Here is a 26,293-nt window from a genome sequence, read left to right as displayed (position 1 = left end):
AGCTGCGGTCTGTTTACAAGTTTCACGCACACTCCTCTGGTTAAGTAATTTTTACTCTCCACATTCCATAAAAAAACAAAGGTTGCCCCCAAAAAATAGGGGCAACCTTTGTTGCGTGATGCTATTACAAAACTTTGTTCAGGAAATCTTGTGTACGTGGGTTTTGGGGATTGCCGAATACTTCAGCAGGCGTGCCTTCCTCGACGATGTATCCGCCATCCATGAAGATGACGCGATGGCCGACTTCTCTGGCGAAGCCCATTTCATGCGTAACCACAACCATGGTCATCCCTTGTTTAGCCAATTTCTTCATGACTTCAAGAACGTCGCCGACCATTTCAGGGTCAAGCGCGGATGTCGGTTCATCGAAAAGCATGATCTCAGGGTTCATTGCCAACGCGCGCGCGATAGCGACACGTTGCTTTTGGCCACCGGAAAGAGAACTTGGAAAAGCATCGGCTTTTTCGGACAGGCCGACTGTTTCCAACAATTCAACTGCTTTAACTTTTGCGGCTTCTTTGTTTTCCCGTTTCAGTTCAACAGGAGCCAATGTGATATTGTCCATTACCGAAAGGTGCGGGAAAAGATTGAAGTGTTGGAAAACCATGCCGATTTCTTCGCGGACTTTATTGATGTCCGTGGTTTTTTCGGTGATGTCTTTACCGTCGATCAGCACATGGCCGTCGGTAACTTCTTCCAACTTGTTCAGACAGCGCAGCAGGGTACTTTTTCCTGAACCGGAAGGGCCGATGATGCAGACCACTTCGCCTTCAGCTACTTCGAGGTCGATCCCTTTCAAAACCTCATTGCTTCCGAAGCTTTTCTTCAGGTTCATGACATTTATTTTTGCGTTAGCCATTCTTTAATCTCCCTTCAAGTTTTTTTGAAATCTTCGTAAGGATAGTGATGACGATGATGTACATCAATCCGATGATTAACCACATGTTGCCGGAAGCATAGGTTCTGGCGATGATGATTTTACCGGTTTGTGTCAATTCGACAAGGCCGATGATTGACAGAATGGAAGTGTCTTTCAAAGTAATGACGAATTGGTTGATGAATGAAGGAATCATGATGCGGATTGCTTGCGGCAAAATGATTTTGTTCATCGTTGTTTGATAAGTCAGACCTAAGCTGCGTCCTGCTTCCATCTGTCCGACATCAACAGCTTTGATACCGCCGCGGAAGATTTCAGCCAGATAAGCTGCTGCATTCAAACTCAAAGTGATGATTCCTGCAACTGTCGAGCTCATCCGGATGCCCATCAATTGCGGAATCGAGAAGTATACGAAGAATGCCAAGACGATCAACGGCACACCACGCATGATGTCGACATAGATGGTTGCGATCCAGTTCAATGCTTTGTTAGGGGAAACGCTGAACAATCCGATGAAGATACCCAATGCCAAAGCGATCACAATGGATGCAAAAGTGATCAGGATGGTTCTTCCCAAACCTTGCAACAAAGTTTTCCAGTTTTCCTGGATCAGTCCGAAGAAGGAAGTGTTGCTTTCTTCTGTGTCGGAACCTAGATAGTCGTTGACGATTTCTTCATAAGTACCATTGGACTGCAAGTTTGCCAATCCTGTGTTGATCATGTTCAACAATTCCGGGTTCGTGTCTTTTGCGACTGCGATTCCGTAAGATCCACCGGCTTCTTTCTCAGTAGCCAGTTTCAATGCGATGCCTTGACCTTCGATGGCATAAGCCATAACCGGGTAATCTTCAAATGCCGCAACGGAATTGCCGGCGATGACGTCTTGATACATGTTGGCTGAATCATCGAAAGTCGATAAAGTGAAGCCATATTCGTCCTTGATGGATTCTGCAAAAGTTGCGCCTTCCGTACCGGTTTTGACTGCAACGGTCAGACCTTCCAGGTCCTCATAGCTGTCGATGTCGCTATCGGCGGCAACAGCCATAACCACACCGCTTTCGAAATACGGTTCAGAAAAATCAAAAGTCTGTTTGCGTTCGTCGGTGATGCTCATGCCGGCGATGACAGCATCCACTTGTTTAGCTTCCAACGCTTGAAGGGCCGCATTGAATCCTAGCGGACGGATTTCGATTCCGAAACCTTGGTCTTTAGCGATTTCGCGGATCAAATCCATGTCGATACCCACATAGTTGCCGTTAGCGTCCTGGAATTCGAATGGAGCGAAAGTTGTGTCGGTTGCGATGATATACGTTTTTCCGTTCTGTGCTGGGACATCCAGACTTGTATCAACGGAAGCACCGAGGTATTTCTCTTGGATGGCTTGGTAAGTGCCGTCCGCTTTCAGGTTGGCCAAACCTGCATTGAACATTGCCAACAATTCAGGATTTGTGTCTTTAGCGACTGCAAAACCGTATGAACTGCCGGATTCTTTGTCTGTAGCCAATTTCAGAGCCAAACCTTGGTCTTCGATGGCGTAGGCCATTACTGGGTAATCTTCGAATGCCGCTACAGAATTGCCGGACAGGACATCCTGATACATATTGGCGGAATCTTCAAAAACGGTGGTAGTGAAGCCATATTCATCCTTGATGGATTCGGCAAATGTTGCGCCTTCCGTACCTGTTTTGACTGCAACATTCTGGCCTTCCAAATCTTCGTAGCTTGAGATGTCGCTGTCATCGGCTACTGCCATGACCACGCCACTTTCAAAATACGGTTCTGAAAAATCGAAGGTCTGTTTGCGTTCGTCGGTGATGCTCATGCCGGCGATGACGCCGTCAACTTGCTTAGTCTCCAAGGCCTGCAGCGCGGCATTGAATCCCAAAGGACGAATCTCCACCTCAAATCCTTGATCATCCGCAATCGCTTGGATGAGTTCCATATCGATGCCGACGAATTCGCCGTTCGCATCCTGGAATTCAAATGGTGCAAATGTGGTGTCTGTCGCGATGATAAACTTTTGTGTTTCTGTTGCCTCAACTACTTCGTGCTGGGCTGATCCAAAAATAAAAAAGCCCAAAGCCATGAAGAGCATCGGCAACTTTAGTCGCAGTTTCTTGCTTAACATATTTTTTCCTCCTTATAAACAGCATTCCTTCTGAATAACCATGAGATTACGATGAAGCCTCTGCTTGAATATTCATATAATACCACATCGAGATTATATTTTAAATTCTGAGAAAGCACAATCATATAACGACACAAATATGTTAGAAAATGTGACATAAACCTCGGATTTCATAAAAACGCTAACAAATAAACGGCAACCAATCCGGGTTATTTAGGAACGTTCGGAAAAATGCAGCAAAAAACCCTGACACGATGGCACAAAAGCTGTCATGTCAGGGCTTTTTCTAGGTTTTGTGAGGCAAGGGTGTGATCATTTAAAGGCCCGACTCAGTTCTTCAATCGCGCCTACCAGTGCATCGAGTTTTTTTTCCATCCGGTGCAGCAGGTACATCGCAATCACGATCGGAAATCCGGTATTGCTGATCAATTCCATATACGCCAGCACATCCACGTTCGCATCCATTCATATTCCCTCCTTTCCTACATCTATAAAGACGAAGGAAGGGAGGAAAGTGTAACTGTCAGCGTACTGTTTTCGGGATTACAAATTTTCGTTGATGCAGCGCATGATGGCTTCGGCTACGCCGTTTTCTGAATTTTTGGAAGTGAGGTACTTCGCGAATTCCTTGACCCCATCTTCCGCATTGGCGACTGCAAAACTGGCACCAGCGACTTTCAGCATGGAGACATCATTGAAGTTATCCCCGATGGCCATGACATTCTCCAAAGGAATCCCTCTTTTTTTGGCGAACTTAGCCAAAGCGATCCCTTTTTGTGCGTCCACATGGTTGATCTCGATATTATTTTTGAAGGAGGAAGTCACGACCACACGGCTGTCCTCAGCCAATTTTACTCGGATCGGCTCCAGCTCGCTTTGACCGACATCGCTGAAGACCAGAATCTTCAGGACTTGCTGGGCGTTGTCTTCCAGAACTTCTTTGAAATTTTCAACGTAGTTTACATGCATCACTTCCAAACGGGCGACCGCCAGAACGAGCGCCATTTTGAAGGTTGTATCAGGGTTTGTCTCATGCAGCAAGGAAGTCATTGACTCGATCCGGCGCACTTTGTCATCCGAAAATATGCCTTTGGATGTCATGAGTTCGCAGTAGAGTCCGTATTTTTTCACATCCTCCAAAATATGGCGGGTGGTTGTTTTATCGATTCCTAGGTTTTCGACTAGTTTTCCGTCTTCGTCAAATACTTGCCCGCCGTTCAGCGTGATCATGGGACAGTCGATGCCGACTTCCTGCAAGGCAGGCACAGCTTCGGTATAGCCTCTGCCGGTAGCGACCATAAATTTGATGCCTAATCTATTTGCTTCATTGATGGCGCTCACGTTCGATGCGGAGACTTCCATCTTATCGTTCAATAATGTGCCGTCCATATCAGAGACGATCAGTTCTATCATACATTCATCCTCCTGTTCGGTAATTGCAGTATATTCACACTTATATTCTACCATGCTTTTTCAGTTTCACTGAAAATTTGTTCAGGGCTGTATAAAATAAGCGACAGGAAGGCGCATGGACTGAAAAAGCTACGCACATTATGTTAAGATAGTCGCAACTGGAAATGAAAAATTTGATAGATAGTGATGTGAAAAAGATGGCTAAAGCGATTATCCATAATGAATGGCAAGAAAAGTTGGAACAGGAGTTTGAAGCGCCGTATTACCAGCAATTGCGGGCGTTTCTGAAGGAAGAATATCTGAATGAGACGGTTTATCCCGGAATGAATCATATCTGGGAAGCTTTCGAATTGACACCGTACAACAAGGTGAAAGTGGTCATCCTGGGGCAGGACCCTTATCATGGCCCGAATCAAGCGCACGGGTTGAGTTTTTCAGTCCAGAAAGGGGTCAAGTTGCCGCCTTCCTTGGTCAACATCTACAAGGAACTGCAGGATGATCTCGGTATTCCGATTGCGAAACACGGGGACTTGACATCTTGGGCGAAGCAAGGCGTTTTCTTGCTGAACACGGTACTGACTGTCCGAAGCGGAGAAGCGAATTCGCATCGCGGAAAAGGCTGGGAATTATTGACCGATGCCGTCATCAGAGCGCTGAATGAGCGGGAAGAACCGGTCGTGTTCATCCTCTGGGGAAATGCATCGATAGCCAAAAAAGTGTTCATCGACACAACAAAACATGTCGTGATCACCTCACCCCATCCTAGTCCATTATCTTCCTATAGAGGCTTCTTCGGATCGAAGCCTTTTTCCAAAACAAATGAAGCACTCAAATCGTTCGGTATGGAACCGATCGACTGGCGTTTGCCAGAATAAATAGAAGGAAGGGGCATTGCCGTATGAAAGGGAAGTCATTGAAGACCAGAAAAGGAAAACTCTACTACCAGGTAGGCGGTACCGGCGATGCATTGCTCATGTTGCACGGAAACGGTGAAAGTTCGGACATTTTCGCGAAGCAGTTTCCCTTTTTTAAGAAACACTTCACGGTCTATGCGCTTGATACGCGAGGACATGGCAGATCAGATCTGGGAGTGGAGCGGTTGACCTTCAAGCAGATCGCAGAGGACATCCTCGCATTGCTCGAAAAGGAGCGGATTCAAAGGGTCCACGTGCTCGGATTCAGCGATGGAGGCAATCTTGGTTTGTATTTAGCTGCGCACTATCCGGAGCGAATTGCTTCTTTGATTGCGATGGGGGCGAATTACGAAGCGGACGGCCTGACAGATGCCTGCAATGAAGAAACACTGGAACGATACGAAGAGCTGCTGGCTTTGCCGGATACCGATCCGGACAAGATCCAGCGCCTCTGCATCCACAATCTTATGCTGGAGGAATTGGATCTTTCTGCTGAAGCTTTGCGCAGCATCCAAGCGCCAACCATGCTGCTGGCGGGGGAGTTTGATCTGATCCGCGACGACCAAACCGAGGCGATGCATCGATTGATTTCCGGATCGCAAAAATATATCGTGCCCGGGGGAAGCCATGGCTTTTTCGTGGATGATCCAAAAGTGCTGGAACGTCTTGCAAAAAAATTCTATAAAAGCTTGTGATTTCCGGAGCGTATCAGGAGGTGCTCCTGGGAAATTATGTTAGAATGAAATTCTGAAATGTCGCCGGTGGCAGTCATTCGCTGCCGCGCGACTTCTGAACGGATAAAGTGAAAATATAAACAAAGGCACGATATGTTGTGTGGATTCTAGGCGCGCACACTACATGTTGTGTCTTTTTGTTGTAATTCCATCTTATCAACCGTATAATGGGTGAATAACAGCTGGGAAAAGGTGATGCAAAATGAAGGTAGTGTTTATGTCGTTGACAGGCCAAACGAGGAAATTCGTAAACAAACTGGGCCTGGAAACGATGGAATTGACGGCCGATAACGCATTCCGGAAGATTGAGGAACCGTTCATCATCGTGGCCCCGACCTACGATAAAGAGGTGACGGATATTCTGGTCGATTTCATCGAGACCGATCGGAACCGATCTTACTTCAAAGGCGTAGCAGGTGGCGGGAACCTGAATTTTGGCAAGCTTTTCGGTTTTACCGCAAAAGACTTGTCCCGCGATTATGGTGTCCCGCTGCTGCACTTGTTTGAGTTTCAAGGAAACGAGAAAGACATTCAGATTTTGAAAGAGAAGGTGACGGAACTTGGATAGTCCAAAATTAGTAACCAAAACAGATGATGTAACCTATTATAAATTGAACAACGAAATCAATCGTCCGATTGATAATGCCATCCCTTTGCATAAGGATAAGGAAGCCGTACGGGCTTATTTCCTGGAGCATGTGAATCCGAACACGGTTTTCTTCTATACGTTGGATGAAAAATTGAATTATTTGATCGAACAGGATTACATCGAAAAAGAATTCCTGGAGAAATATCCACTTGAGTTCATCAAGAAATTGATGCAGGATACGTACAACAAGAAATTCCGTTTCAAATCGTTCATGGCGGCCTACAAGTTCTATACCCAGTACGCACTGAAGACGAACGACGGCAAGCGTTATTTGGAGCGTTACGAAGACCGGATCGTCTTCAATGCACTCTTTTTGGCTGACGGGGACCAGCAATTGGCTGTAGACTTGGCGGAAGAGATGATCCATCAGCGCTACCAACCGGCGACGCCTACCTTTTTGAATGCAGGCAGAAAACGCCGCGGGGAATTGGTGTCGTGCTTCCTGATCCAAACGACGGATGACATGAACAGCATCGGCCGCACGATCAACAGTGCTCTGCAGTTGTCCCGCATCGGCGGAGGCGTCGGCGTGAACCTGTCGAACGTCCGGGCAGCCGGGGATCCGATCAAGAAAATCGAGAACGCGTCGAGCGGCGTCGTGCCGATCATGAAGCTTCTCGAAGATAGCTTCAGTTATTCCAATCAGCTGGGCCAACGCAATGGAGCCGGTGCGGTGTATTTGAACGTATTCCATCCGGACATCGTCGCTTTCCTATCCACGAAAAAAGAGAATGCCGATGAAAAGATCCGCGTGAAAACCTTGTCTCTGGGTCTGGTCATTCCGGACAAATTTTATGAGTTGGCGGCGAAGGACGATCAGATGTATCTGTTCAGCCCTTATGATGTGGAACGCATCTACGGCAAACCGTTCTCCTATGTCGATATCACCGCGGAATACGAAAATTTGGTTAATAATCCGGAAATCTCCAAATCCAAGATCCGTGCCCGTGACCTTGAGAACGAAATCAGCAAACTGCAGCAGGAATCCGGCTATCCGTACATCATCAACATCGATACGGCCAACCGCACCAATCCGGTGGACGGAACGATCGTCATGAGCAATCTGTGCTCGGAAATTCTGCAGGTGCAACAACCTTCCTTGCTGAATGATAAGCAGGAATATGAAGTGCTCGGGACGGACATCAGCTGCAACTTGGGTTCCACGAACATCCCGAACCTGATGAAATCGCCTGATTTCGGGAAATCGGTCGAAACGATGGTCCGTGCCTTGACTTACGTAACCGACCATTCCAGCATCGATGCGGTCCCTACAATCAAAAACGGGAACGATCAAGCGCATACAATCGGTTTGGGCGGCATGGGTCTGCACACGATGTTCGCGACCAATCAGATGCATTACGGTTCGCCGGAATCCATCGAATTCACGGACATCTACTTTATGCTTTTGAATTATTACACGTTGGCAGCCAGCAACAAAATCGCCAAGGAACGCGGAGAAGCATTCGTCAATTTCAATAAATCCAGCTATTATACGGGCGAATATTTTGATGCCTATACCGATTCCGATGTCGTCTTCCAATCCGAAAAAGTGAAACATATTTTTGAGGGCATCAAAGTCCCTACGAAGGAAGACTGGTTGCAGTTGAAGCAGGCAGTCCGTGAATCCGGCTTGTACCACCAAAACCGTTTGGCGATTGCGCCGACCGGTTCGATCAGTTACGTAAATGAAACAAGTGCGAGCCTGCACCCGATCACGCGTCTGATCGAAGAGCGGCAAGAGAAGAAAACCGGCAAGACTTATTATCCGGCTCCGCAGCTTTCCAACGAAACGATGCCTTATTATCGTTCAGCCTATGATATCGATATGCGCCGTGTCATCGACATCTATGTCGCTGCCCAAAAACATATCGACCAGGGCATGAGCCTGACATTGTTCATGCGCTCTGAATTGCCGGAAGGCATGTACGAATGGAAAGAAGGGCGCACAAACAAAATGACGACACGCGATCTGAACATCCTGCGCAACTACGCATGGAGAAAAGGCGCAAAATCGATTTATTATGTGCGTACATTTACGGAAAACAACGACGAAATCGGAGCGAACGCTTGCGAATCATGCACAATCTGATGATGCAGCGCAACTGTATTTGATTACTCTTATGCAATAATCGGAAAGTCTAACGGAGGAATGAAGGATGGCAAACAAGCCTTATATAGCAATCAACTGGAACAGTATCGAAGACATGCTGGACAAGTTGACATGGGAAAAACTGACGGAACAATTTTGGTTGGATACGCGGATCCCGTTGTCCAATGACTTGGACGACTGGCGCACCCTCAGCAAACCCGAGCAGGATATGTTGGGGAAAGTGTTCGGCGGATTGACGCTTCTGGACACCTTGCAATCGCAGGACGGCATCGCCGCCATGAAGGAAGATATGCGCACACAACACGAGGAAGCGGTATTGAACAATATCCAGTTCATGGAATCGGTGCACGCGAAAAGCTACTCATCGATCTTCAGTACCTTGAACACGAAGGCTGAAATCGAGGACATCTTCAACTGGACCAACAGCAACGAATTCATCCAGCGCAAAGCCAGTCTGATCAACGACATCTACAAGACCGGCAATCAGCTGGAAAAGAAAGCCGCCAGCGTGCTGCTGGAGTCCTTTCTTTTCTATTCGGGGTTCTATGCACCGCTTTGGTATCTCGGCAACAACAAATTGCCGAACGTGGCGGAGATCATCAAACTGATCCTGCGCGACGAATCGGTCCACGGAACCTACATCGGCTACAAATTTCAGATCGCATTTAACCAACTGTCCGAAGCGGAACAGGAAGAAATGAAGAATTGGGTCTATATGCTGACGTATGAACTGTACAACAATGAAGTGAAATACACACAATACATCTACGATGAGCTGGGCTGGACGGAGCGCGTCAAAGTGTTCATCCGCTACAACGCAAACAAAGCGCTACAGAATCTGGGCTTCGATCCCTTGTTCCCGGATACTGCAGACGATGTGAATCCAATCGTCATGAACGGTATCTCGACCGGAACCAGCAACCACGACTTCTTCTCGCAAGTCGGCAACGGCTACCTTTTGGGAGCCGTCGAGGCGATGGAAGACGAAGATTACGTCAAATGGATTAACTAATACAAAAAGCAAGGAGAGCAGCGGATCGATTCGCTGCTCTCCTTGCTTTTTTGGATTTGTGCCTCGACAATTTTAGTGTTGTTTACTGAGGCAGGTTCCGGAACCATGGATAACTTTGTGTTATTCATGTTTTGACCTGTGATTGGATCTGAAACCATGAATTAATTTGCGTTATTCATGTTTTGACTCGTGATTGCGTCTGAATGAATAAAAGCTAGTGCTATCCAATTTTTTCGAAAGGAATGCAGCAGCCCCATGGTTTCATTGCTGTTTACAAAAGGTTAACAGCGAATTCAAAGGATATTTACAACCATCTGTTAGTATTTATTTGTAGTCAAATACGTAATGAAAAACAATGAAACCATTGTTCACAAATAAGGAGAGAATAAAATGAGATTGTCCAACAAAAGATTGTTTGCAGGTTTGGCATTGAGCAGTATGCTAGTTTTGAGTGCGTGCGGAACAGAGGCGGCGACGACTGCTGAGGCGGAAGTCGATCTGAACGCATTGTCTTTGAGTGAAATTGAAACGCAAGCCAAAGAAGAGGGCCATGTGGAATCGGTAGGGATGCCGGATACATGGGCGAACTGGGGAGAGACTTGGGAAGAACTCGAAACGACTTATAGCTTGACGCATGCAGATACGGACATGAGTTCAGCTGAAGAATTGGCTTTATTCAAAGCAGAACAGAACAACCCAACGAAAGATATCGGCGATGTCGGCCAATCATTCGGACCCGTTGCTGAAGCGGATGGTTTGACATTGTCTTATAAAACATCCTATTGGGATGATATCCCGGAGTGGGCCAAGGATGATGATGGCGATTGGATCGTCGGATATTACGGAACATTGGCTTTCATCACCAATTCTGAAAAAGTAACGGATGCCCCAACCAGCTTTGCCGATATTCTGGAAGGCGATTATAAAGTCACGATTGGTGACGTAAATGCCGCTACCCAAGCACAAAATGCGGTATTGGCTGCAGCCATCGCAAATGGTGGGGATGAAACTAACTTGGATCCGGGTATTGCTTTCTTCGCACAGCTGGCTGAACAAGGCAGATTGGACTTGGGCGACACTTCGTTGGCCCGTTTGGAATCAGGCGAAATCGAAGTTGGCTTGTTCTGGGACTTTAACGCACTGAATTATGCGAATCAAGTTGCAGAAACGAACCCGAATGCCAGTTTTGAAGTGACTATTCCGCTGGATGGAACGATCCAAAGCGGATATGCAACAGTCATCAACGCGACGGCGCCTAATCCGCATGCGGCAGCGTTAGCCCGTGAATATATCCTTTCTGATGAAGGCCAGATCAACTTGGCTAAAGGCTATGCGCGTCCTATCCGCGATAATGTTGAATTGCCGCAAGAGGTGCAGGATATCTTGCTTCCGGAAGAGCAATACGTGAAGGCGCAACCGGTCTCTGATTTTGATGCATGGGAAGAGGCGGCAGCCGGTCTGGGTCAAAGATGGCAAGAAGAAGTACTGACGAAAGTAAAATAATTGAGGTTGAATACAGTGGATAAAGTAATTTTTATAGTGTTGGACGGATTGAATGCCAAGACAGCCCATAACCATATGGGCTTCTTGGAGCATCTGGTGGAAAAAGGAATAATGGCGGCTTATACAGTCAAATCAGAGATGCCTGCCCAATCAAGGCCTTTGTATGAGGTTTTGCAGACGGGAGTGCCAACTGCAGAAAATGGCATCACCTCGAATCGCACAGTCCGTCGTTCCAAAGAACGTAGTGTTTTTGAGATTGCAAAGGAAAATGGGTTCAAGACCGGTGCGGCCAGTTACTACTGGGTGAGCGAGCTCTACAATAATGCGCCATTTCAAGTGATGGAGGATCGAATCCAGTTGGACACGAATTCCCTCATCGAACAGGGCATTTTTTATCATGAAGATCATTACCCGGACAGTCACCTGATTGCGGATGGCGATTACTTGATCAGGAAGAAGGCTACGGATTATACGCTGATCCATTCGATGAACATCGATGATGCCGGCCATAAATTCGGTGCCGACAGCAAAGAGTATGTGCAGGCGGCCGTCCGAGTTGATGCTGAACTTTCCCAGTACATCTGGAGATGGATGAGCGAAGGCTATCAAATCGTGGTCACTTCCGATCATGGGATGAATGACTATCATACCCATAATGGCATCTCGAATGAAGATCGCCTTGTTCCGCTTTATTTGTTTTCGGACAAAGTGATCATCAAGGACTTCCGCAAAGAAGGAGCCATTGTGCCGCAGCTTGAAATAGCGCCATTTTTGTGCAAGTTGCTGGGCATTCCGGCAGGGGATCGCATGCAGGCGGTTCAGGGAATCATTATGAAACGAGGTTCAGGCGATGTTTCAGAATGAAAAACGTAAGTACCTCATATTACTGTTGCCGTTCGCGCTGTTGATCCTTTTGTTCGAATTGATGCCTTTAGCCAATATCCTCATCAACAGTTTTCTGGAACCCGGAACAGGCGGCATTACGCTTAGTAATTTTACGACCATTTTTACGAGTGATTACTACTTGATGTCTATCAAGAACAGCTTATTCGTTTCCGTGCTTTCCGCACTCATCGGGATTGCGATTGCACTCTTGGGCGCCTATGCCATCCATGCTGCGGGCGACAGAATAAAAAAGTTCTACATCACGACATTGAATATGACATCAAACTTCCAAGGCATCGTGTTGGCTTTTGCCTTCATTCTGTTGCTGGGGAATTCAGGGATCCTGACAACATTGGGGGAAAGATGGAGCCTGGCTGGTTTGAATGACTACGATTTGTATACTACATCGGGGATCCTGATCACCTTCATCTACTTCCAGATTCCATTGGCTACGTTATTGCTCTATCCTTCATTTGACGGCATCAAGACAGAGTACAAGGAAGCGGCAAGTCTGATGAATGCGACGACTTGGCAATTCTGGTCAAAAATCGGTCTCCCATTGGTGTTGCCCAGCATTTTCGGAACCTTTTCCGTTCTCTTTTCAAATGCGCTTGCAGCCTATGCGACACCGTATGCCCTGCTCGGGAATAATTTTGCCTTATTGCCGATCCGGATTTCATCCATGTTCACGGGTGATATTGTCCAACAGGTGGAATTGGGAAGTGCCTTGTCGATCGTGATGCTTGTATTGATGAGCACGATGACAGTCTTAAGCAACAGCCTATTAAAGAAATTCAGAAAGGGTGTGTAAAAAATGAAGAAACGAAGCAATGCCTTTTCTTCATTCATCATCGTTATCCTTTCCGTGATTTTGCTGCTGCCGCTGTTTGTGACGCTGCTGAATTCTTTGTTCAGGGATTTGAGCAATATTATCCCGGAAGGGTTCACTTTTGAATTCTATAGCGGTATTTTTGCGGGTTCAGGTGGGATGGCAGGCGCGATAGGCAGGTCTTTACTGATTGCGATCATACCGACGCTTGTGCTGTTGCTGCTCCTTTTGTTGGCGATGTATGTCGTGCAGATCCATTATCCGAAAGGCGATAAATATTTGGACCTGTTGTCAAAAATCCCCTACGGCATTCAAGGCGTCATACTTGCGGTCTCAATCATTTCGCTGTACGCCTCTTCCAGCACTTTTTTGTCGAACCGCATTTTTTTGTTGAGTTGTGCCTATGGAATCGTCATTTTGCCATACATGTACCAAGGCATCAAAAACGCTTTGACCACACTGGAGGTCATGCCGATTTTGGAGGCTGCGGAAACGTTGGGTGCCAGTAAGCTCTATGCCTTTTTCCGGATCATCGTACCCAGCGTATTGAAAGGTTTGGTTGCGACGATTCTGCTCTCGATAGGCATTCTGTTCAGCGATTTCGTCTTGGTGAATATCATTGCGGGCAGTTATTATGAAACGACCAGTATTTTCCTTGATAAAACCAGAAGTGTGTCGGGGCATGCGGCTAGCGCAATTTCCGTGGTCATCTTCTGCATCATGCTGATTTTGACGAACTTGTCGGGTTATCTGGGATCGAAAGAGCTCAAAAAAGCAAAATGAATGTAAATAGCGAGTAAGTGATTCATATTTTTCGTAAAGTATAGAGGAGACACAATGGCATACATAGAATTCAGAAACATCAGAAAATCATACGACGGTGAAAATTTAGTGTTGAAAGATCTTAATCTGCAGGTGAATGAAGGCGATTTGGTCACGTTGTTGGGCCCATCCGGTTGCGGAAAATCAACTTTGTTGCGTTCGCTTGCCGGTTTTGAAAGCATTGACGGGGGAAGCATTCACATAAACGGCCAGGATGTGACGGATTTGCCGCCGGGAAAACGGAACATAGGGATGGTTTTTCAACAATACTCGTTGTTCCCCAACATGAATGTAGCGGAGAACATCGCATTCGGCTTGAAGATGCAGAAAATGAATCCGAATCTGATCAAAGAAAAAGTTGCCAGCATCATCGAGCTCGTTGACCTATCGGGGAAAGAGAACCATTATCCTGCGCAATTGTCCGGCGGGCAAAAACAACGGGTTGCCCTGGCACGCGCCATCGTGACCGAGCCAAAAGTGTTGTTGTTGGATGAGCCTCTGTCTGCTATTGATGCCTTGTTGCGGAAGAATCTCCAAAAGCAGATCCGCCGTATCCAGAAGGCTTTGCATATCACGACAATCTTTGTCACGCATGATCAGGATGAAGCGATGCTGATGTCGGATGTGATTCATGTCATGGCTTCCGGAAAAATCGAGCAGTCGGGTACACCAACCGAAATATATACGCATCCTAAAACGCATTTCGTGGCTTCGTTCATCGGCAATTACAATCTGTTGGACAACACGGATTTTAAGAAATTGACCCAGCGAAAAACGCAGGCAAGTCAAATCGCTATCCGTCCGGAGGCCATCGAGTACTTCAAAGAGCCTCAGCCAGAGACGGAAGAACACCTGTATTTCAAAGGGAAAGTGGTCGATGAAACGATCAGCGGGAATATCCTGTCCTATGTGATCGAAACGGATCAAGGTGTCGCTTTGCGCGCGGATCATCTGTACCGTACCTTCAATCTGCTTGATAAAGGCGATCAGGTCTTTCTGAAAGTAGAAAAGCGAAATATTCTGGAATTTTGAAAAGACCCTCCCCACAGCCGAAAGGCAGTGGAGAGGGTCTTTTTGTGTGGGTTCTGCATTCATAACATTGTAACTAACCACCCGATGAATCCGCCCATGATGATCAGATAGGAGGAGTTCACTTTGAATCTGATAAGGCCGATGAAACTGAATGTGAAGATGAGGACGCTGAACCACGAAACGAAGGTCGCTGTCCCCAATTGCCAGGATACAGCTGCCATCAACGCCAGCGAAGCGACCGTGATTCCGTCCAAAATACCGGCGAAGATTTTGGATGAACGCAGTTTGTTGAACAACGGGTGCAACAAAAGAATCAGCAGGAAGGAAGGCAAGAAGATGCCGACAGTCGCCAATAAGGCACCCGGGACTCCTTGGATCAGATAGCCCACGAAAGTTGCCGTCGTGAAGACCGGGCCAGGCGTGAACTGGCCGATTGCGACAGCATCCAGCAACTGGGTGCTGGTCAGCGCCGCATAGCGGTCGATGAATTCAGCCTGCAGAAAAGCCAACAGAACATAACCGCTCCCGTAAAGGACCGAGCCGATCTTCAAGAAAGTCAGGAATAACAGCGTCAGCGACATAGGTTCGATCGCCAGATGACGCGACCGCCATTTGGCTGACTGCTGAATCAGCAGCATCGTTAATCCGGTCAGAATCAGGATCGTGATTTCGCCGACGCCCATCAGCGACAGCAGATAGGCCGCCAAGAACAAAAACAGCGATTTGGTGTCCTTGATGGTCGTCTGGCCCAAACGGAAAAGGGCCTGGATGATGACTGCAAGGATGACCGGTTTGATGCCGGTGAAAATCGCTTCGATGAGCGGCACTTCGCCGTACGCTTTATAGAACATGGACAGCAGTAACACAATCGCCATGGCAGGGAAGATGAAGCAGACGCCCGCCAAGAAAAGCCCAAGCTTTCCACCACGTTTATAGCCCAAAGCAATAGCCAACTCCGTTGAATTTGGACCGGGGATCAGATTCGTGAATCCGAGCAGATCCATGAAATCCGATTTGGTGAGCCATTTGCGCTTCGTCACCAATTCATCCTCCATCATGGCGATGTGCGCGGCCGGGCCTCCGAAGGCAAACAGCCCCAGCTTGGCAAAAACAAGGCAGATTTCCTTGTAGATTTCTTTAGAATAAGTCACGGAATCCCTCCATTGAATAAAAAAATTCTGCTCGAAAGCGGATCAGATTTTTTCGGTATATGCCATCTTATTTTTGAAAAGGGTCAATTCGGTCACACCCAACTCGTGCAACAAGGCGATGGCATCGTCGAAATGGTAACGGTACTTTTGGATGCTGTGCGCATCTGAACCGAGACTGAAGCTGGATCCGCCCATTTCCAGATAAAGACCGATCATATAGCGGTACAAGTCTGCATTGTTGTATTCATACATGCTGCGCGTGTTCAATTCAAGCGCCATTTTTTTCGCCATGATTGCATTGAGCAGCCCCTTCAGCAAAGGCTCGAATTCCCGAAGGTCTTCTACCGTGACTGGCAGTCGACGGATCCCGTAATCAAAGTGCGCGAAGATGTTTGCGCCATCGACTTGCCGTACAGCTTCCGTACAGAGCTGGAAATATTCCTGCATGACCGCTTTGGGATCCATCTCATCGATGATCGGCTGCAGGTAATCATAGCGCCCGTTTTGGTGAACGCTCAGCAGGATGACATCGAACGTTTTGCCTTCCAGATAGGACATAATCCGCGCGTGGGATTCCGGCGTGTAGCCGACTTCGATGCCCCGACGGATGCGTCCATCATGGATCGCGTTCAATGCGTCTATTTTTTCGCTGTAGGCGGCATAATCCAAGACGGTGTCCACACCGCCGTTGTAGGCATCATGAAAATCCAGGTGCTCGGTAGTGACGAGCAGCCCGTCAGTTTGCTCGAGATAATTTTCAAATGATTCAGCAGAATCGGGCGAAAAATGCGTGTGCATATGTTGATCATAGTATCCCAAAATCGTTCCCCCTTGTGTATAGATGTCATCAGTATAGCAGACAGCTATGGATATCCAGAAAAGATTGCGTTAAAAAAATGTAAACGATCGAAGGCAGAATATCAAACATTATCAAAAAATTTGCACCCATGCTTGTGGAATTTTGCTATAATGGTTAGGGTCGTGAAAATAAGTTAAATTTTTTTGGATTGGTGGTTATTAATTTGGCAGCACGATATGTCATGGGAGTGGATGTCGGTACCACAAGCACAAAAGCCGTACTGTACGAAACGGATGGCTCTGCTTACGAATCAGCGTATGCGCATTATCCATTGATTAAAGAGAATCCCGAAATGGCGGAACAAGACTTGGACGAAATCTTTTCTGCCGTATTGAAAACGATAAAAGCAGTCATAGAGAAAGCGGAACTGGGTCCGACGGATATTGCCGGTATAGGCTTTTCGAGCGCGATGCACAGCCTGATCCTCATGGATGCGGAAGGAATTCCTTTGACGAGGAGCATTACCTGGGCCGATAATCGTTCTAAAAAATATGCAAGCATGCTGAAACATTCCGAGGTGGGTCAGCGTTTTTATGAAAAGACGGGCACACCTTTGCATCCTATGTCCCCATTGAACAAAATTCTCTGGTTGAGGGCGGAGAATCCCGAGCTTTTCCAAGCAGCGCGCTGGTTCATCGGCATCAAGGGATATATTCTTTGGCGTCTGTTCGGTGAATTCGTTGTGGACTTTTCCGTTGCATCAGCTACCGGCTTGTTCAACATCAGGGAATTCCGCTGGGATGAGGAAATTCTGGAATTCTGTGGCATCACGAGTCAAATGCTGCCGTTGCCGGTAAGTCCTGGCCATCAGCTGAGCGGACTCTCGGAAGAAGTTGCGGAGTTGCTGGGTCTGGCTGCGGACACACCTTTTATTGTTGGTGGGAATGACGGCTGCTTAGCCAACCTCGGTATGGGAGCGATTCGCGCTGGTACGGCGACAATCACAATCGGTACGAGTGGTGCGGTCCGGATGACGAGCGACAAACCTTATCTAAGCCCGGAAGGACGTACGTTCAGTTATATCCTGGATGAAAACCATTATGTGAATGGTGGCGCCGTCAACAATGGCGGAAACATCTTTGATTGGGCCATCAAACAATTTTTGCCGGCGAACATTGCTGATGAAGATCTCTACGATAAAGCGATGGAGATGATCACAAACGTCGCACCGGGAGCCGATGGATTGGTTTTTCATCCCTATCTGAATGGAGAGCGGGCGCCTTTATGGAATGCGGACGCCAGAGGCAATTTCAGCGGTATCAACATGCTGCATACGAAAGAGCACTTTTTGCGCTCCGTATTGGAAGGAATCTGTCTGAATCTGAAGGATGTGCTCGCGGCAGTCATCCCGATGAACGGGGAGCCAACAAAAATCATGGCCAGCGGAGGCTTTTCGCGCTCGCAGGTCTGGCGCCAAATTTTGACCGATATCATCGGCATGCCGATTGAATTCCCGGAAACTTTTGAAAGTTCCTGTACGGGTGCCGCTTTGATCACACTGAAGAGCTTGGGCTTGGTGGAATCCGTGGATGACGCAGAGAAAATGATGGGTGCCTCGATCGAACATCAACCGGATGAAGACAGCAAATCTGTCTATGCAGCGATGTTCCCGCGTTACCAGGAAATGAGTCAGCTATTGCAGGCGTTCTATACAGACAAATGAAATTGAACGAATAAAAAGGACATAGCCACTGAATTTTTACTCAGTGGCTATGTCTTTTTTGTTCAATCATTCGTGACTGGTTGCTCTAAGGCGCTTTCAATCAGTTTTGTCATTTTCTTTGGCGTGGTGATCGGGGCAAAACGTTTGATGATTTCGCCGTCGCGGCCGATCAGGAATTTTGTGAAATTCCACTTGATGGCGCCGCCGCCTGTCTGTTCGACCAAATATTTGTAGAGCGGATCCGCATTGTCTCCATTCACTTCAATCTTATCGAAAATCGGGAAAGTGACACCGTAACTGAGTCGGCAGAATTCAGCAGCCTCGGCACCGTTCAATGGTTCTTGGTTATTGAACTGGTTAGACGGAAATCCAAGAACGATGAAATCCTTGTCTTTGTATTTTTCGTAAAGTTCCTCCAGTTCATCCAATTGGCCCACCAAACCGCACTTCGAAGCTGTATTGACGATGCAGATGACTTTTCCTTTGTACTGTTCCAATGGTACAGATGACTGATCTGTTTTAGTAGCTGAATATTCATAAATGGACATATCGAAGGTCTCCTTTGGTTATGCTACTTGCAAGTGTTAAAACATAGTATAAACAACAATGTAAAGGATTGCAAAAGAAAAGCCCCGGCAAAAATTGAAGCAGATATGACAGTTTGATGAGAAATGATGGAATTGTAACAGTAATTTCCAAAAATGACTGTTTTTTTATTCTCGTTTGCTGTATGATAGTTGAGTATTATAAATCGAATCTGGAGGGATTTTTTTTGGACATGTTTGAAGGCTTAAGCCAAAAAATCGTAGGAAAAAAAATAAAAATCGTTTTCCCGGAAGGCTTAGAACCAAGAATTTTAGGGGCAGTCGTTCGTCTTAAAGCGGAAGATTTAGTTGAACCAATCGTTATCGGAAATGTGGATGCAGTCAAAGAAGCTGCAAAAGGCCGCGGTTTCAGACTAAGCGGCATCCAAATCATCGACCCAGCTGATTATGCTGAACTCGATGAAATGGTTGCATCTTTCGTCGCTCGCCGTAACGGTAAAGTCACTGAAGAACAAGCTAGAAAATTGTTGTTGGATGAGAATTATTTCGGAACAATGATGGTACACATGGGCTTAGCCGATGGTCTAGTGAGCGGTGCTGTTCACTCTACAGGTGATACTGTCCGTCCGGCGCTTCAAATCATCAAAACAAAACCAGGCGTAAGCCGCACAAGTGGTGCTTTCATCATGCTCCGTGGTACTGAAAGATTCCTGTTCGCTGACTGCGCAATCAACATCAATCCAAATGCACAAGAACTTGCTGAAATCGCAGTGGAAAGTGCTAAAACGGCTGAAATGTTCGAAATCCAACCAAACGTTGCTTTGATGAGCTTCTCAACAAAAGGCTCAGCAGCATCACCGGAAGTCGACAAAGTCGTGGAAGCTACAAGAATCGCTAAAGAATTGGCGCCCCAATACAACATCGACGGCGAATTGCAATTCGATGCTGCCTTTTCTGAAATTGTCGCTAAACAAAAAGCTCCTGGCTCAACTGTAGCTGGTCAAGCTAAAGTATTCATTTTCCCTGAAATCCAATCAGGAAACATCGGCTACAAGATCGCACAACGTTTCGGCGGGTTCGAAGCGGTAGGCCCAATCTTGCAAGGCTTGAACAAACCGATTTCCGATTTGTCGCGCGGATGTAACGAAGAAGATGTCTACAAAACAGCCATCATCACAGCAAACCAAACATTACTTGATTAATGAAATAATGGAAAGCCTGGATCAACCCGGTTTTCCATTTTTTGTTGTGCTTGAAAATGATGCATCCGCAGAAAAAAGGTGCATTCCGGAGTGAATATTCCTATAATAAGGAATGGAATCAAATAAATCGGTGAAGATGGGAGCAGATTCAGAATGTTCACCTTACTAGCAAAGAATGAAGAAGAAACGATGGAGATAGCCGCGCAATTGGCGCAACTATTGGAACCGAAAGATGTCATCCTCCTTGAAGGAAATTTAGGTGCAGGTAAAACCACCTTTACAAAAGGATTGGCAAAGGGTCTGGGCATTGACACGGTCATAAAAAGCCCCACGTATACTTTGATCAGAGAGTACACAAAGGGCAGGTTGCCGCTGTACCATATGGACGTCTATCGTTTGGAGGATGTCGGCGGGGATGAACTGGGCTTCGAAGAATATCTCTACGGGAATGGCGTTTCCGTAATCGAATGGGCAAAGTTCATCGAAGAAGAATTGCCGGATGCATATTTGACAATCCGCTTGGTTCCTACTGGGGAATTTTATGAAAACCGGGAAATCACTTTTCTGCCGACCGGCGAACGTTATGCCACTTTAGTCGAAACACTACAGGGAATACTCATGAAAGAAGGACAATAGCATGCGCAAAAGAGAGAAAGTCGAAATCATGATCCGGGAAGCCATCCCGGCCGATGCGAAGGACATCATTGCTTTCAGCAGAAAAACCGGCGCCGAAACGCCTTATTTGGCATATGGGGCTGAAGGTTTGGAATTGTCCGAAGCCTTCGAAGAATTATATCTGGAAGATTTGATGGAGAAAGACAACAATGTGATGCTGATTGCGACGATAAACAACAAACAATTGATAGGGTTGGCGTCCGTCGGGGCCACAGATAAACCGAAGCTTAGGCATGTAGGAGAAGTCGGTATCACCGTCGAGAAGGATTATTGGGGATTCGGAATCGGCTCGGTTCTGATGGAAGAAATCGAAACATGGGCAATCGAGAGCGGCGTGATCCGCCGCTTGGAGTTGACAGTACATGGAGAAAACGAACGGGCCATCCATCTCTATGAGAAAATGGGTTATCAGCAAGAAGCGGTGATGCCGCGTGCCATGCTGATCGATGGGGAATTTATCGATGGCGTATTGATGAGTCTGATGATCGATTAGCGTACAGGGACGGAATGACGTTTTAGGCAAAAAAAGTTTAAATTTTTTTTGTTGAAATCGGCATTTCCTACTTGACGTGTTAGCGCTTACATGTTATTATAACTATACAAAGAGAAACATACTAAGTTAAACAAAGAAACACAGAAGAGTATGCTGCTCTTTCAGGAAAATCCTTCAAAAAGATTTTCCGGTTAACAGCTTTTCAGTTAAGCTGTTAATGCAAAGTCTTAGATGGTTCGGAATTTGTGTTCTAGATGCATTTCTAAGACATGAAAACTTGAACCATTCTAAGATTAATAAACAGTAGATTTCATTCAAGCAGCTAGAAGCGAAAGCTTACATGACTTGCCTGAAAGACAAGCATAACTAGTATTGAAAAGTTCGTAGATCATTAAGATTGAACAATCAATGAAGCGAGGATGAGCCTACTGATTTAGGAGGAAGTGTTCCGATTTTTGGAGCACTTCCTTTTTTGCGTTGTAAAGGGAATAAAAATTTGCATATATGAAGAAATAAATTATTGCACACAAATGACTTGCATCAGTTCAATCTTTACGTTATTCTTTAAAACGTAATCGTTACGATTTGTAATGAGAAATCATTATCCGATTTCGGATAGTCCATAAAGAGAAGGCGGAGGGAAAAACAAATGAATAAAAAAAAGTGTACGAAGTGGGCATTGTCGCTATTGGGGACAGCAGCACTGTTAGCTGGTTGCGGAGCAGTAGGGAGCACAACAGAAAATACGGAGTCGGACAAGCTGCAGGTTGTCACGACCTTTTATCCGATGTACGATTTTACGAAACAGGTCGCGCAGGACGATGCCGACGTGAGCATGCTTTTGGAAGCCGGAATGGAGGTCCATTCCTTTGAGCCATCGAGCCAGATGATCGCTGAAATACAGGACGCGGATGTTTTCATCTACAATAGTCCTGAGATGGAGACGTGGGTACCGGATGTGCTGGCATCCATCGACACATCAGATATGGTGGTCATCTGTGCAAGCGAAGCAATCACCTTATTGGAGTACGAAGGTGAGGCGCATGCGCATGAGCACGAATCCGACGTAGAAGAGTCGGAGACCGGACATACCCATACTGTCGATCCGCACGTTTGGTTGGACCCTGTGCTGGCGCAGACGGAGGTTACGACGATCGCGGAAGGGTTGGCAGAAGCAGATGCAGATCATGCTGAAAATTATCTGAAGAATGCCGAAACGTATATCGGACAACTGAACGAATTGGACGAAGCCTACCGTGCTGCTTTTGAGGGAGCGGAAAACCGTACTTTCGTAACACAGCATGCTGCTTTCGCTTATTTGGCGGCCCGTTATGATCTTAATCAGATTTCCGTGACGGGTCTGAATGCCGAGGTTGAACCGAGCGCGGCAGCTTTGGCCACACTTTCCGATTACGTGAAAGCCAACAATATTTCGCACATTTATTTTGAGAACAATGCTTCTTCACAGACTGCGGAGACGCTTTCGGAAGAGGTTGGAGTGGAATTAGCGGTGTTGAGTCCTCTCGAAGGGATCACCGAAGAGGACCAGGAAAGTGGTTCGGATTATATTTCGGTCATGCTTGATAATCTTGAGGCATTGAAGCAAAGCATCAAATGATTCGGAAGTGTTATTGCTCCTCCTTGTGACATTTGCGTGCTATGATTTGGTTGAGAAAAGAATGCAGAAAAAACTTGCAGTGAAAGTCGGAAAACAGTCGAACAACATGCACTTGTTTCAGTCAATGAGAAGGTATTGTCGGACAAGGAGGAAAAGATATGTTATTTAACGATCGGAAAGAGGCCGGCATCCTGCTGGCTGAAGCCTTGGAAAAGTACCGCGGAGAAGATATCGTCGTATTTGCTTTGCCGCGAGGCGGGGTTCCTTTGGGGGTTGAAATCGCCAAAAAATTGGCGGCACCGCTGGATTTGCTTATCACGAAAAAAATCGGACACCCGTTCAATCCTGAATATGCCATTGGGGCCATCACAGAGGATGCGGACCCAATCTTCAATCCGGGAGAGCATGGGGTGTTGGACCAAAATTGGCTGGAATGGGAGCTGAAGCGGCTTCGCCAGGAAATCAAAAGGCGCAGGGAAACGTATGTCGGCGCTGCGAACATCCAGTCCTTGGAAGGCAAAACGGCCATCATCGTGGACGACGGCATCGCGACCGGCTTCACGATGTTCGCCTCGATTGCGGCCCTCAAAAAGCGGAATCCGAAACGCATCATCGTGGCAATCCCGGTCACGCCGGAGGATACCGCGAAAAAGATGGACCAAATGGTGGATGCAGTCGTTGCCTTGGAGCGGACGGATGACTACCTCGGCGCTGTAGGTGCCTATTATGTCCGTTTTGATCAGCTCGACGACGCAGAGGTCGTCTCACTGCTCCGAAGCATGAACGTGAGGGAGGAGAAGGCAGATGAGTGATCCAGAAAAGGCAGTTAAGATAACCGGTGCTGGCGTCACATTGAATGGTGATTTGGCCCTGCACAGAGATCCGAAAGGGCTTGTCATTTTTGCCCATGGCAGCGGCAGCAGCCGACATAGTGTGCGCAACAAATACGTGGCTAGTGTACTGAGGGCGCATGGACTGTCCACTTTGTTGCTGGATCTGTTGACGGAAGATGAAAGCGAGTGGACCGACAAGCGTTTTGACATCGATTTGTTGACCCAACGGTTGACACTTGCGGAAAACTGGCTGAAGCAACAGGATGAAACAAAACGGTTACCGATCGGGTATTTCGGATCGAGCACCGGAGCGGCAGCTGCTTTGCAATCGGCAGCTGCGTTAGGCGATGAAATAAAGGCCATCGTATCAAGGGGAGGGCGTCCGGACTTGGCGAAAGCATATTTGGCTAAGGTCACAGCCCCGACGCTGTTGTTGGTGGGCGGCTATGATGATGGCGTGATCGAACTGAATGAGCAGGCCTACGCGTTGCTGAACTGCGAGAAGGAAATGAGCATCATCCCGGGAGCCACCCATCTGTTCGAAGAAGCCGGCACACTGGAACAAGTCGCCGAGTTGGCTGCGCAATGGTTCGTGAAGCAGCTTCCGGGGAAATAAGACCAGCCAGACTAATTTCAAACCGGATAACAAAAATAAGCAGGATGCCTTTCAATGTGAAGGTATCCTGCTTATTTTTTTAGGTGAAACGTCGGGAGTGTTGTGCCTTGCTCCCGAAGGTATCGATCACTTGGATTAAGGATTGTAGGTCCAGCCGTGGTCATTGTGGTAAATCATCAGTTTGGACATCCCGCCGTCGACGGTGAAATTCTGCCCGGTGATGAAGCCGGCTGCGTCGCTACAGAGGAAACGGATCGTCTGTACGATGTCATCAGGCACACCAACACGTCCGACAGGATGCTGCAAGAGGTCAGCGGGTTCGTAGTCAGGCTGGTAATTCTCATCTTTATGGAAAGAACCCGTGTCGATCCAACCAGGGCTGATGGAATTGACGCGGGCTTTCCCGGCCAATGAAATGCTGAGGGCGTGCGTCAGTGAAAGGATGCCGCCTTTAGCTGCTGAGTAGCTTTCGGTATCCTTTTGCGACATGAAACCGCGGCTTGATGCGATGTTCACGACTGAAGCGTCAGCTGTGAACACCGGCAAAAATAAACTTGTCAACTGGTACGGAGCCGTGACGCCCAAAGCCAGGACATAATTGAAGTCCTGATACGAACACTCCGACAGGATGCCTTTTTTGCTGATGCAGGCGTTGTTCACCAGATAATCAACTTTGCCGAAGCGTTGCTTGACAGCTTCCGCAAAAGCATGCAGGGTAGTTTCCTCCGCGATGTCCCCGTGATGAAAATACACGTCGTTCGCTTCAAAGCGTGAAACGATTTTATCCCCTGCTTCCTTATCCGTATCCACGAATGCGACAGCGGCACCCGATGACAAAAAAGATTCCACAGTGGCCCGGCCGATGCCGTTCGCTCCGCCAGTCACCACAACCAAACGATTTTGATAATCCATCTTCTATTCCTCCTGAATGATTTATGTTTCGACTATCCCGCGTTCTGCAACGAAAGTTTAAGCGAGACCGGACAATGATCGCTGCCGAAGATATTTTCATGGATATCCGCGTCAACCAAGGAATCCTTCAAAGCATCCGATACAAGGAAATAGTCGATCCGCCAACCTGCATTGTTTTTGCGGGCGTTGAAGCGGTAGCTCCACCAGGAATATCTGCCTTCCGCATCCGGATGGAAGTAGCGGAAAGTATCGATGAACCCGTTGGCGACCACTTCGCTGAACTTGGCGCGTTCCTCGTCCGAAAAGCCCGCGTTCTTGCGGTTTGTTTTCCAATTCTTCAAGTCGATGTTCTCGTGGGCAACGTTGAGGTCGCCGCAGACGACAACCGGTTTTTCTGATTCCAGAGCTTTCAGATAAGCCAAAAAGTCCGTCTCCCAATCCATCCGGTAGTCCAACCGTTTCAGTTGTTCCTGTGAATTAGGGGTGTAGACGTTGACCAGAAAGAATTCAGCGTATTCCAAGGTGATGACGCGTCCTTCCAAATCATGTTCGGCAGCGCCGATGCCCAGCCGAACCGAAAGCGGGGTGTGCTTCGTGAAAATAGCCGTGCCGGAATAACCTTTGCGTTCCGCGTAATTCCAGTAGGATTCATACCCAGGGAAAGCAAGCTCGATCTGGCCTTCCTGCAATTTCGTCTCCTGCAGACAGAAAAAATCGGCATCGAAGTCCGCAAAAATATCCGCAAAATTCTTGTTTACGATGGCCCGCAAGCCGTTGACGTTCCATGAGACAAATTTCAAATCCATTTTGCCCACCTT

At 47.2% G+C, this 26,293-nt stretch carries 26 protein-coding genes; 17 read left to right on the top strand and 9 right to left on the bottom strand.

The window, feature by feature from the left end; genetic code table 11:
• Positions 1-124: 124 nt before the first annotated feature.
• From ACKPBX_RS03350 to ACKPBX_RS03335, 4 genes are all read right to left on the bottom strand, one after another.
• Positions 125-859 carry an amino acid ABC transporter ATP-binding protein gene (locus ACKPBX_RS03350; protein WP_319995983.1) on the bottom strand — a complete coding sequence of 245 codons (735 nt, stop codon included), beginning with the start codon at positions 857-859 and terminating at the stop codon, positions 125-127.
• Entirely contained in the window at positions 852-3,005 is a 2,154-nt protein-coding gene (locus tag ACKPBX_RS03345; protein WP_319995982.1) for an amino acid ABC transporter substrate-binding protein/permease, read from the bottom strand. The genes ACKPBX_RS03350 and ACKPBX_RS03345 overlap by 8 nt, the downstream gene beginning before the upstream one ends.
• A gap of 312 nt (positions 3,006-3,317) precedes the next feature.
• Entirely contained in the window at positions 3,318-3,470 is a 153-nt protein-coding gene (locus ACKPBX_RS03340; RefSeq protein WP_072763691.1) for a YvrJ family protein, read from the bottom strand.
• A 78-nt stretch (positions 3,471-3,548) separates the two neighbouring features.
• Positions 3,549-4,418 (bottom strand): Cof-type HAD-IIB family hydrolase, encoded by an 870-nt coding sequence (locus ACKPBX_RS03335; RefSeq protein ID WP_319995981.1) that lies wholly within the window; start codon positions 4,416-4,418, stop codon positions 3,549-3,551.
• Positions 4,419-4,615: 197 nt separating this feature from the next.
• Between ACKPBX_RS03335 and ACKPBX_RS03330 the strand changes: the two genes are divergently transcribed.
• The 10 genes from ACKPBX_RS03330 to ACKPBX_RS03285 all read left to right on the top strand — a co-directional run bounded on the left by ACKPBX_RS03330 (position 4,616) and on the right by ACKPBX_RS03285 (position 14,908).
• Entirely contained in the window at positions 4,616-5,293 is a 678-nt protein-coding gene (locus ACKPBX_RS03330) for a uracil-DNA glycosylase (RefSeq protein WP_319995980.1), read from the top strand.
• 23 nt (positions 5,294-5,316) lie between these two features.
• Positions 5,317-6,027, top strand: a complete 711-nt coding sequence (locus ACKPBX_RS03325; protein ID WP_319995979.1) for an alpha/beta fold hydrolase — start codon at positions 5,317-5,319, stop codon at positions 6,025-6,027.
• Positions 6,028-6,268: 241 nt separating this feature from the next.
• Complete coding sequence (gene nrdI, locus ACKPBX_RS03320) at positions 6,269-6,634, top strand: class Ib ribonucleoside-diphosphate reductase assembly flavoprotein NrdI (protein ID WP_119093386.1); 366 nt, start codon at positions 6,269-6,271, stop codon at positions 6,632-6,634.
• The gene (nrdE, locus tag ACKPBX_RS03315) at positions 6,627-8,804 is read left to right on the top strand and encodes a class 1b ribonucleoside-diphosphate reductase subunit alpha (protein ID WP_319995978.1); all 2,178 of its coding nucleotides are present in this window, start codon (positions 6,627-6,629) and stop codon (positions 8,802-8,804) included. Before nrdI ends, nrdE begins: the two co-directional genes overlap by 8 nt.
• Before the next feature lie 67 nt (positions 8,805-8,871).
• A complete protein-coding gene (gene nrdF / locus ACKPBX_RS03310; RefSeq protein ID WP_086627137.1) occupies positions 8,872-9,837 on the top strand; it encodes a class 1b ribonucleoside-diphosphate reductase subunit beta in 966 nt (321 codons plus the stop codon).
• A gap of 390 nt (positions 9,838-10,227) precedes the next feature.
• A complete protein-coding gene (locus ACKPBX_RS03305) occupies positions 10,228-11,340 on the top strand; it encodes an ABC transporter substrate-binding protein (RefSeq protein ID WP_119093388.1) in 1,113 nt (370 codons plus the stop codon).
• Between the two features lie 75 nt (positions 11,341-11,415).
• Positions 11,416-12,204: an alkaline phosphatase family protein gene (locus ACKPBX_RS03300; RefSeq protein WP_407702584.1), complete on the top strand. Its 789-nt coding sequence runs from the start codon at positions 11,416-11,418 to the stop codon at positions 12,202-12,204.
• Positions 12,191-13,036, top strand: a complete 846-nt coding sequence (locus ACKPBX_RS03295; protein ID WP_319995977.1) for an ABC transporter permease — start codon at positions 12,191-12,193, stop codon at positions 13,034-13,036. The genes ACKPBX_RS03300 and ACKPBX_RS03295 overlap by 14 nt, the downstream gene beginning before the upstream one ends.
• A 3-nt stretch (positions 13,037-13,039) precedes the next feature.
• Complete coding sequence (locus ACKPBX_RS03290) at positions 13,040-13,837, top strand: ABC transporter permease (RefSeq protein WP_086627145.1); 798 nt, start codon at positions 13,040-13,042, stop codon at positions 13,835-13,837.
• 54 nt (positions 13,838-13,891) lie between these two features.
• Positions 13,892-14,908, top strand: coding sequence for an ABC transporter ATP-binding protein (locus tag ACKPBX_RS03285; RefSeq protein ID WP_119093392.1), 1,017 nt, complete (start codon positions 13,892-13,894; stop codon positions 14,906-14,908).
• A gap of 59 nt (positions 14,909-14,967) precedes the next feature.
• Here ACKPBX_RS03285 and ACKPBX_RS03280 read toward each other — a convergent pair whose 3' ends face one another.
• On the bottom strand, positions 14,968-16,059 hold the full coding sequence (locus ACKPBX_RS03280) for a chromate transporter (protein ID WP_319995976.1): 1,092 nt from the start codon (positions 16,057-16,059) through the stop codon (positions 14,968-14,970).
• Between the two features lie 42 nt (positions 16,060-16,101).
• On the bottom strand, positions 16,102-16,878 hold the full coding sequence (locus ACKPBX_RS03275; protein WP_086627148.1) for a PHP domain-containing protein: 777 nt from the start codon (positions 16,876-16,878) through the stop codon (positions 16,102-16,104).
• Between the two features lie 203 nt (positions 16,879-17,081).
• Here ACKPBX_RS03275 and ACKPBX_RS03270 point away from each other — a divergent pair, with 203 nt between their 5' ends.
• Positions 17,082-18,581: a gluconokinase gene (locus tag ACKPBX_RS03270; RefSeq protein WP_319995975.1), complete on the top strand. Its 1,500-nt coding sequence runs from the start codon at positions 17,082-17,084 to the stop codon at positions 18,579-18,581.
• 62 nt (positions 18,582-18,643) lie between these two features.
• On the opposite strand, the gene ACKPBX_RS03265 is transcribed toward ACKPBX_RS03270, so the two are convergent.
• The gene (locus ACKPBX_RS03265) at positions 18,644-19,129 is read right to left on the bottom strand and encodes a glutathione peroxidase (protein ID WP_086627152.1); all 486 of its coding nucleotides are present in this window, start codon (positions 19,127-19,129) and stop codon (positions 18,644-18,646) included.
• A gap of 224 nt (positions 19,130-19,353) precedes the next feature.
• Here ACKPBX_RS03265 and pta point away from each other — a divergent pair, with 224 nt between their 5' ends.
• The 6 genes from pta (at position 19,354) to ACKPBX_RS03235 (ending at position 24,563) form a co-directional block, all read left to right on the top strand.
• Positions 19,354-20,328, top strand: coding sequence for a phosphate acetyltransferase (pta, locus tag ACKPBX_RS03260; protein WP_086627154.1), 975 nt, complete (start codon positions 19,354-19,356; stop codon positions 20,326-20,328).
• Positions 20,329-20,481: 153 nt separating this feature from the next.
• Positions 20,482-20,964: a tRNA (adenosine(37)-N6)-threonylcarbamoyltransferase complex ATPase subunit type 1 TsaE gene (gene tsaE, locus ACKPBX_RS03255; protein ID WP_086627156.1), complete on the top strand. Its 483-nt coding sequence runs from the start codon at positions 20,482-20,484 to the stop codon at positions 20,962-20,964.
• Between the two features lies 1 nt (position 20,965).
• The gene (locus tag ACKPBX_RS03250) at positions 20,966-21,496 is read left to right on the top strand and encodes a GNAT family N-acetyltransferase (protein ID WP_086627158.1); all 531 of its coding nucleotides are present in this window, start codon (positions 20,966-20,968) and stop codon (positions 21,494-21,496) included.
• Positions 21,497-22,145: 649 nt separating this feature from the next.
• A complete protein-coding gene (locus ACKPBX_RS03245) occupies positions 22,146-23,114 on the top strand; it encodes a metal ABC transporter substrate-binding protein (protein WP_119093396.1) in 969 nt (322 codons plus the stop codon).
• A 158-nt stretch (positions 23,115-23,272) separates the two neighbouring features.
• Entirely contained in the window at positions 23,273-23,926 is a 654-nt protein-coding gene (locus ACKPBX_RS03240; RefSeq protein WP_119093397.1) for a phosphoribosyltransferase, read from the top strand.
• The gene (locus ACKPBX_RS03235) at positions 23,919-24,563 is read left to right on the top strand and encodes a dienelactone hydrolase family protein (RefSeq protein WP_086627164.1); all 645 of its coding nucleotides are present in this window, start codon (positions 23,919-23,921) and stop codon (positions 24,561-24,563) included. Before ACKPBX_RS03240 ends, ACKPBX_RS03235 begins: the two co-directional genes overlap by 8 nt.
• Before the next feature lie 135 nt (positions 24,564-24,698).
• Here ACKPBX_RS03235 and ACKPBX_RS03230 read toward each other — a convergent pair whose 3' ends face one another.
• Both ACKPBX_RS03230 and ACKPBX_RS03225 read right to left on the bottom strand, forming a co-directional pair.
• Entirely contained in the window at positions 24,699-25,475 is a 777-nt protein-coding gene (locus ACKPBX_RS03230; RefSeq protein WP_086627166.1) for an SDR family oxidoreductase, read from the bottom strand.
• A 32-nt stretch (positions 25,476-25,507) separates the two neighbouring features.
• On the bottom strand, positions 25,508-26,275 hold the full coding sequence (locus ACKPBX_RS03225) for an exodeoxyribonuclease III (protein WP_319996399.1): 768 nt from the start codon (positions 26,273-26,275) through the stop codon (positions 25,508-25,510).
• Between the last annotated feature and the right edge of the window lie 18 nt (positions 26,276-26,293).

The organism is Trichococcus shcherbakoviae, from assembly GCF_963666195.1.
In the GTDB taxonomy this organism is placed as follows: Bacteria; Bacillota; Bacilli; order Lactobacillales; family Aerococcaceae; genus Trichococcus; species Trichococcus shcherbakoviae.
The sequence above is the reverse complement of the archived record's forward strand: the minus strand, read 5'-3'. Positions and strand labels throughout refer to the sequence as shown.

Coding starts and splice junctions, on each gene's coding strand:
- ACKPBX_RS03325 (WP_319995979.1), top strand. CDS start 5,317: ATGAAAGGGAAGTCATTGAAGACCAGAAAAGGAAAACTCTACTACCAG.
- ACKPBX_RS03295 (WP_319995977.1), top strand. CDS start 12,191: ATGTTTCAGAATGAAAAACGTAAGTACCTCATATTACTGTTGCCGTTC.
- ACKPBX_RS03230 (WP_086627166.1), bottom strand. CDS start 25,475: ATGGATTATCAAAATCGTTTGGTTGTGGTGACTGGCGGAGCGAACGGC.
- ACKPBX_RS03285 (WP_119093392.1), top strand. CDS start 13,892: ATGGCATACATAGAATTCAGAAACATCAGAAAATCATACGACGGTGAA.
- ACKPBX_RS03235 (WP_086627164.1), top strand. CDS start 23,919: ATGAGTGATCCAGAAAAGGCAGTTAAGATAACCGGTGCTGGCGTCACA.
- nrdF (WP_086627137.1), top strand. CDS start 8,872: ATGGCAAACAAGCCTTATATAGCAATCAACTGGAACAGTATCGAAGAC.
- ACKPBX_RS03350 (WP_319995983.1), bottom strand. CDS start 859: ATGGCTAACGCAAAAATAAATGTCATGAACCTGAAGAAAAGCTTCGGA.
- ACKPBX_RS03240 (WP_119093397.1), top strand. CDS start 23,273: ATGTTATTTAACGATCGGAAAGAGGCCGGCATCCTGCTGGCTGAAGCC.
- ACKPBX_RS03305 (WP_119093388.1), top strand. CDS start 10,228: ATGAGATTGTCCAACAAAAGATTGTTTGCAGGTTTGGCATTGAGCAGT.
- ACKPBX_RS03245 (WP_119093396.1), top strand. CDS start 22,146: ATGAATAAAAAAAAGTGTACGAAGTGGGCATTGTCGCTATTGGGGACA.
- ACKPBX_RS03330 (WP_319995980.1), top strand. CDS start 4,616: ATGGCTAAAGCGATTATCCATAATGAATGGCAAGAAAAGTTGGAACAG.
- ACKPBX_RS03265 (WP_086627152.1), bottom strand. CDS start 19,129: ATGTCCATTTATGAATATTCAGCTACTAAAACAGATCAGTCATCTGTA.
- ACKPBX_RS03335 (WP_319995981.1), bottom strand. CDS start 4,418: ATGATAGAACTGATCGTCTCTGATATGGACGGCACATTATTGAACGAT.
- ACKPBX_RS03290 (WP_086627145.1), top strand. CDS start 13,040: ATGAAGAAACGAAGCAATGCCTTTTCTTCATTCATCATCGTTATCCTT.
- tsaE (WP_086627156.1), top strand. CDS start 20,482: ATGTTCACCTTACTAGCAAAGAATGAAGAAGAAACGATGGAGATAGCC.
- ACKPBX_RS03250 (WP_086627158.1), top strand. CDS start 20,966: ATGCGCAAAAGAGAGAAAGTCGAAATCATGATCCGGGAAGCCATCCCG.
- ACKPBX_RS03340 (WP_072763691.1), bottom strand. CDS start 3,470: ATGGATGCGAACGTGGATGTGCTGGCGTATATGGAATTGATCAGCAAT.
- ACKPBX_RS03345 (WP_319995982.1), bottom strand. CDS start 3,005: ATGTTAAGCAAGAAACTGCGACTAAAGTTGCCGATGCTCTTCATGGCT.
- nrdI (WP_119093386.1), top strand. CDS start 6,269: ATGAAGGTAGTGTTTATGTCGTTGACAGGCCAAACGAGGAAATTCGTA.
- ACKPBX_RS03300 (WP_407702584.1), top strand. CDS start 11,416: ATGGGCTTCTTGGAGCATCTGGTGGAAAAAGGAATAATGGCGGCTTAT.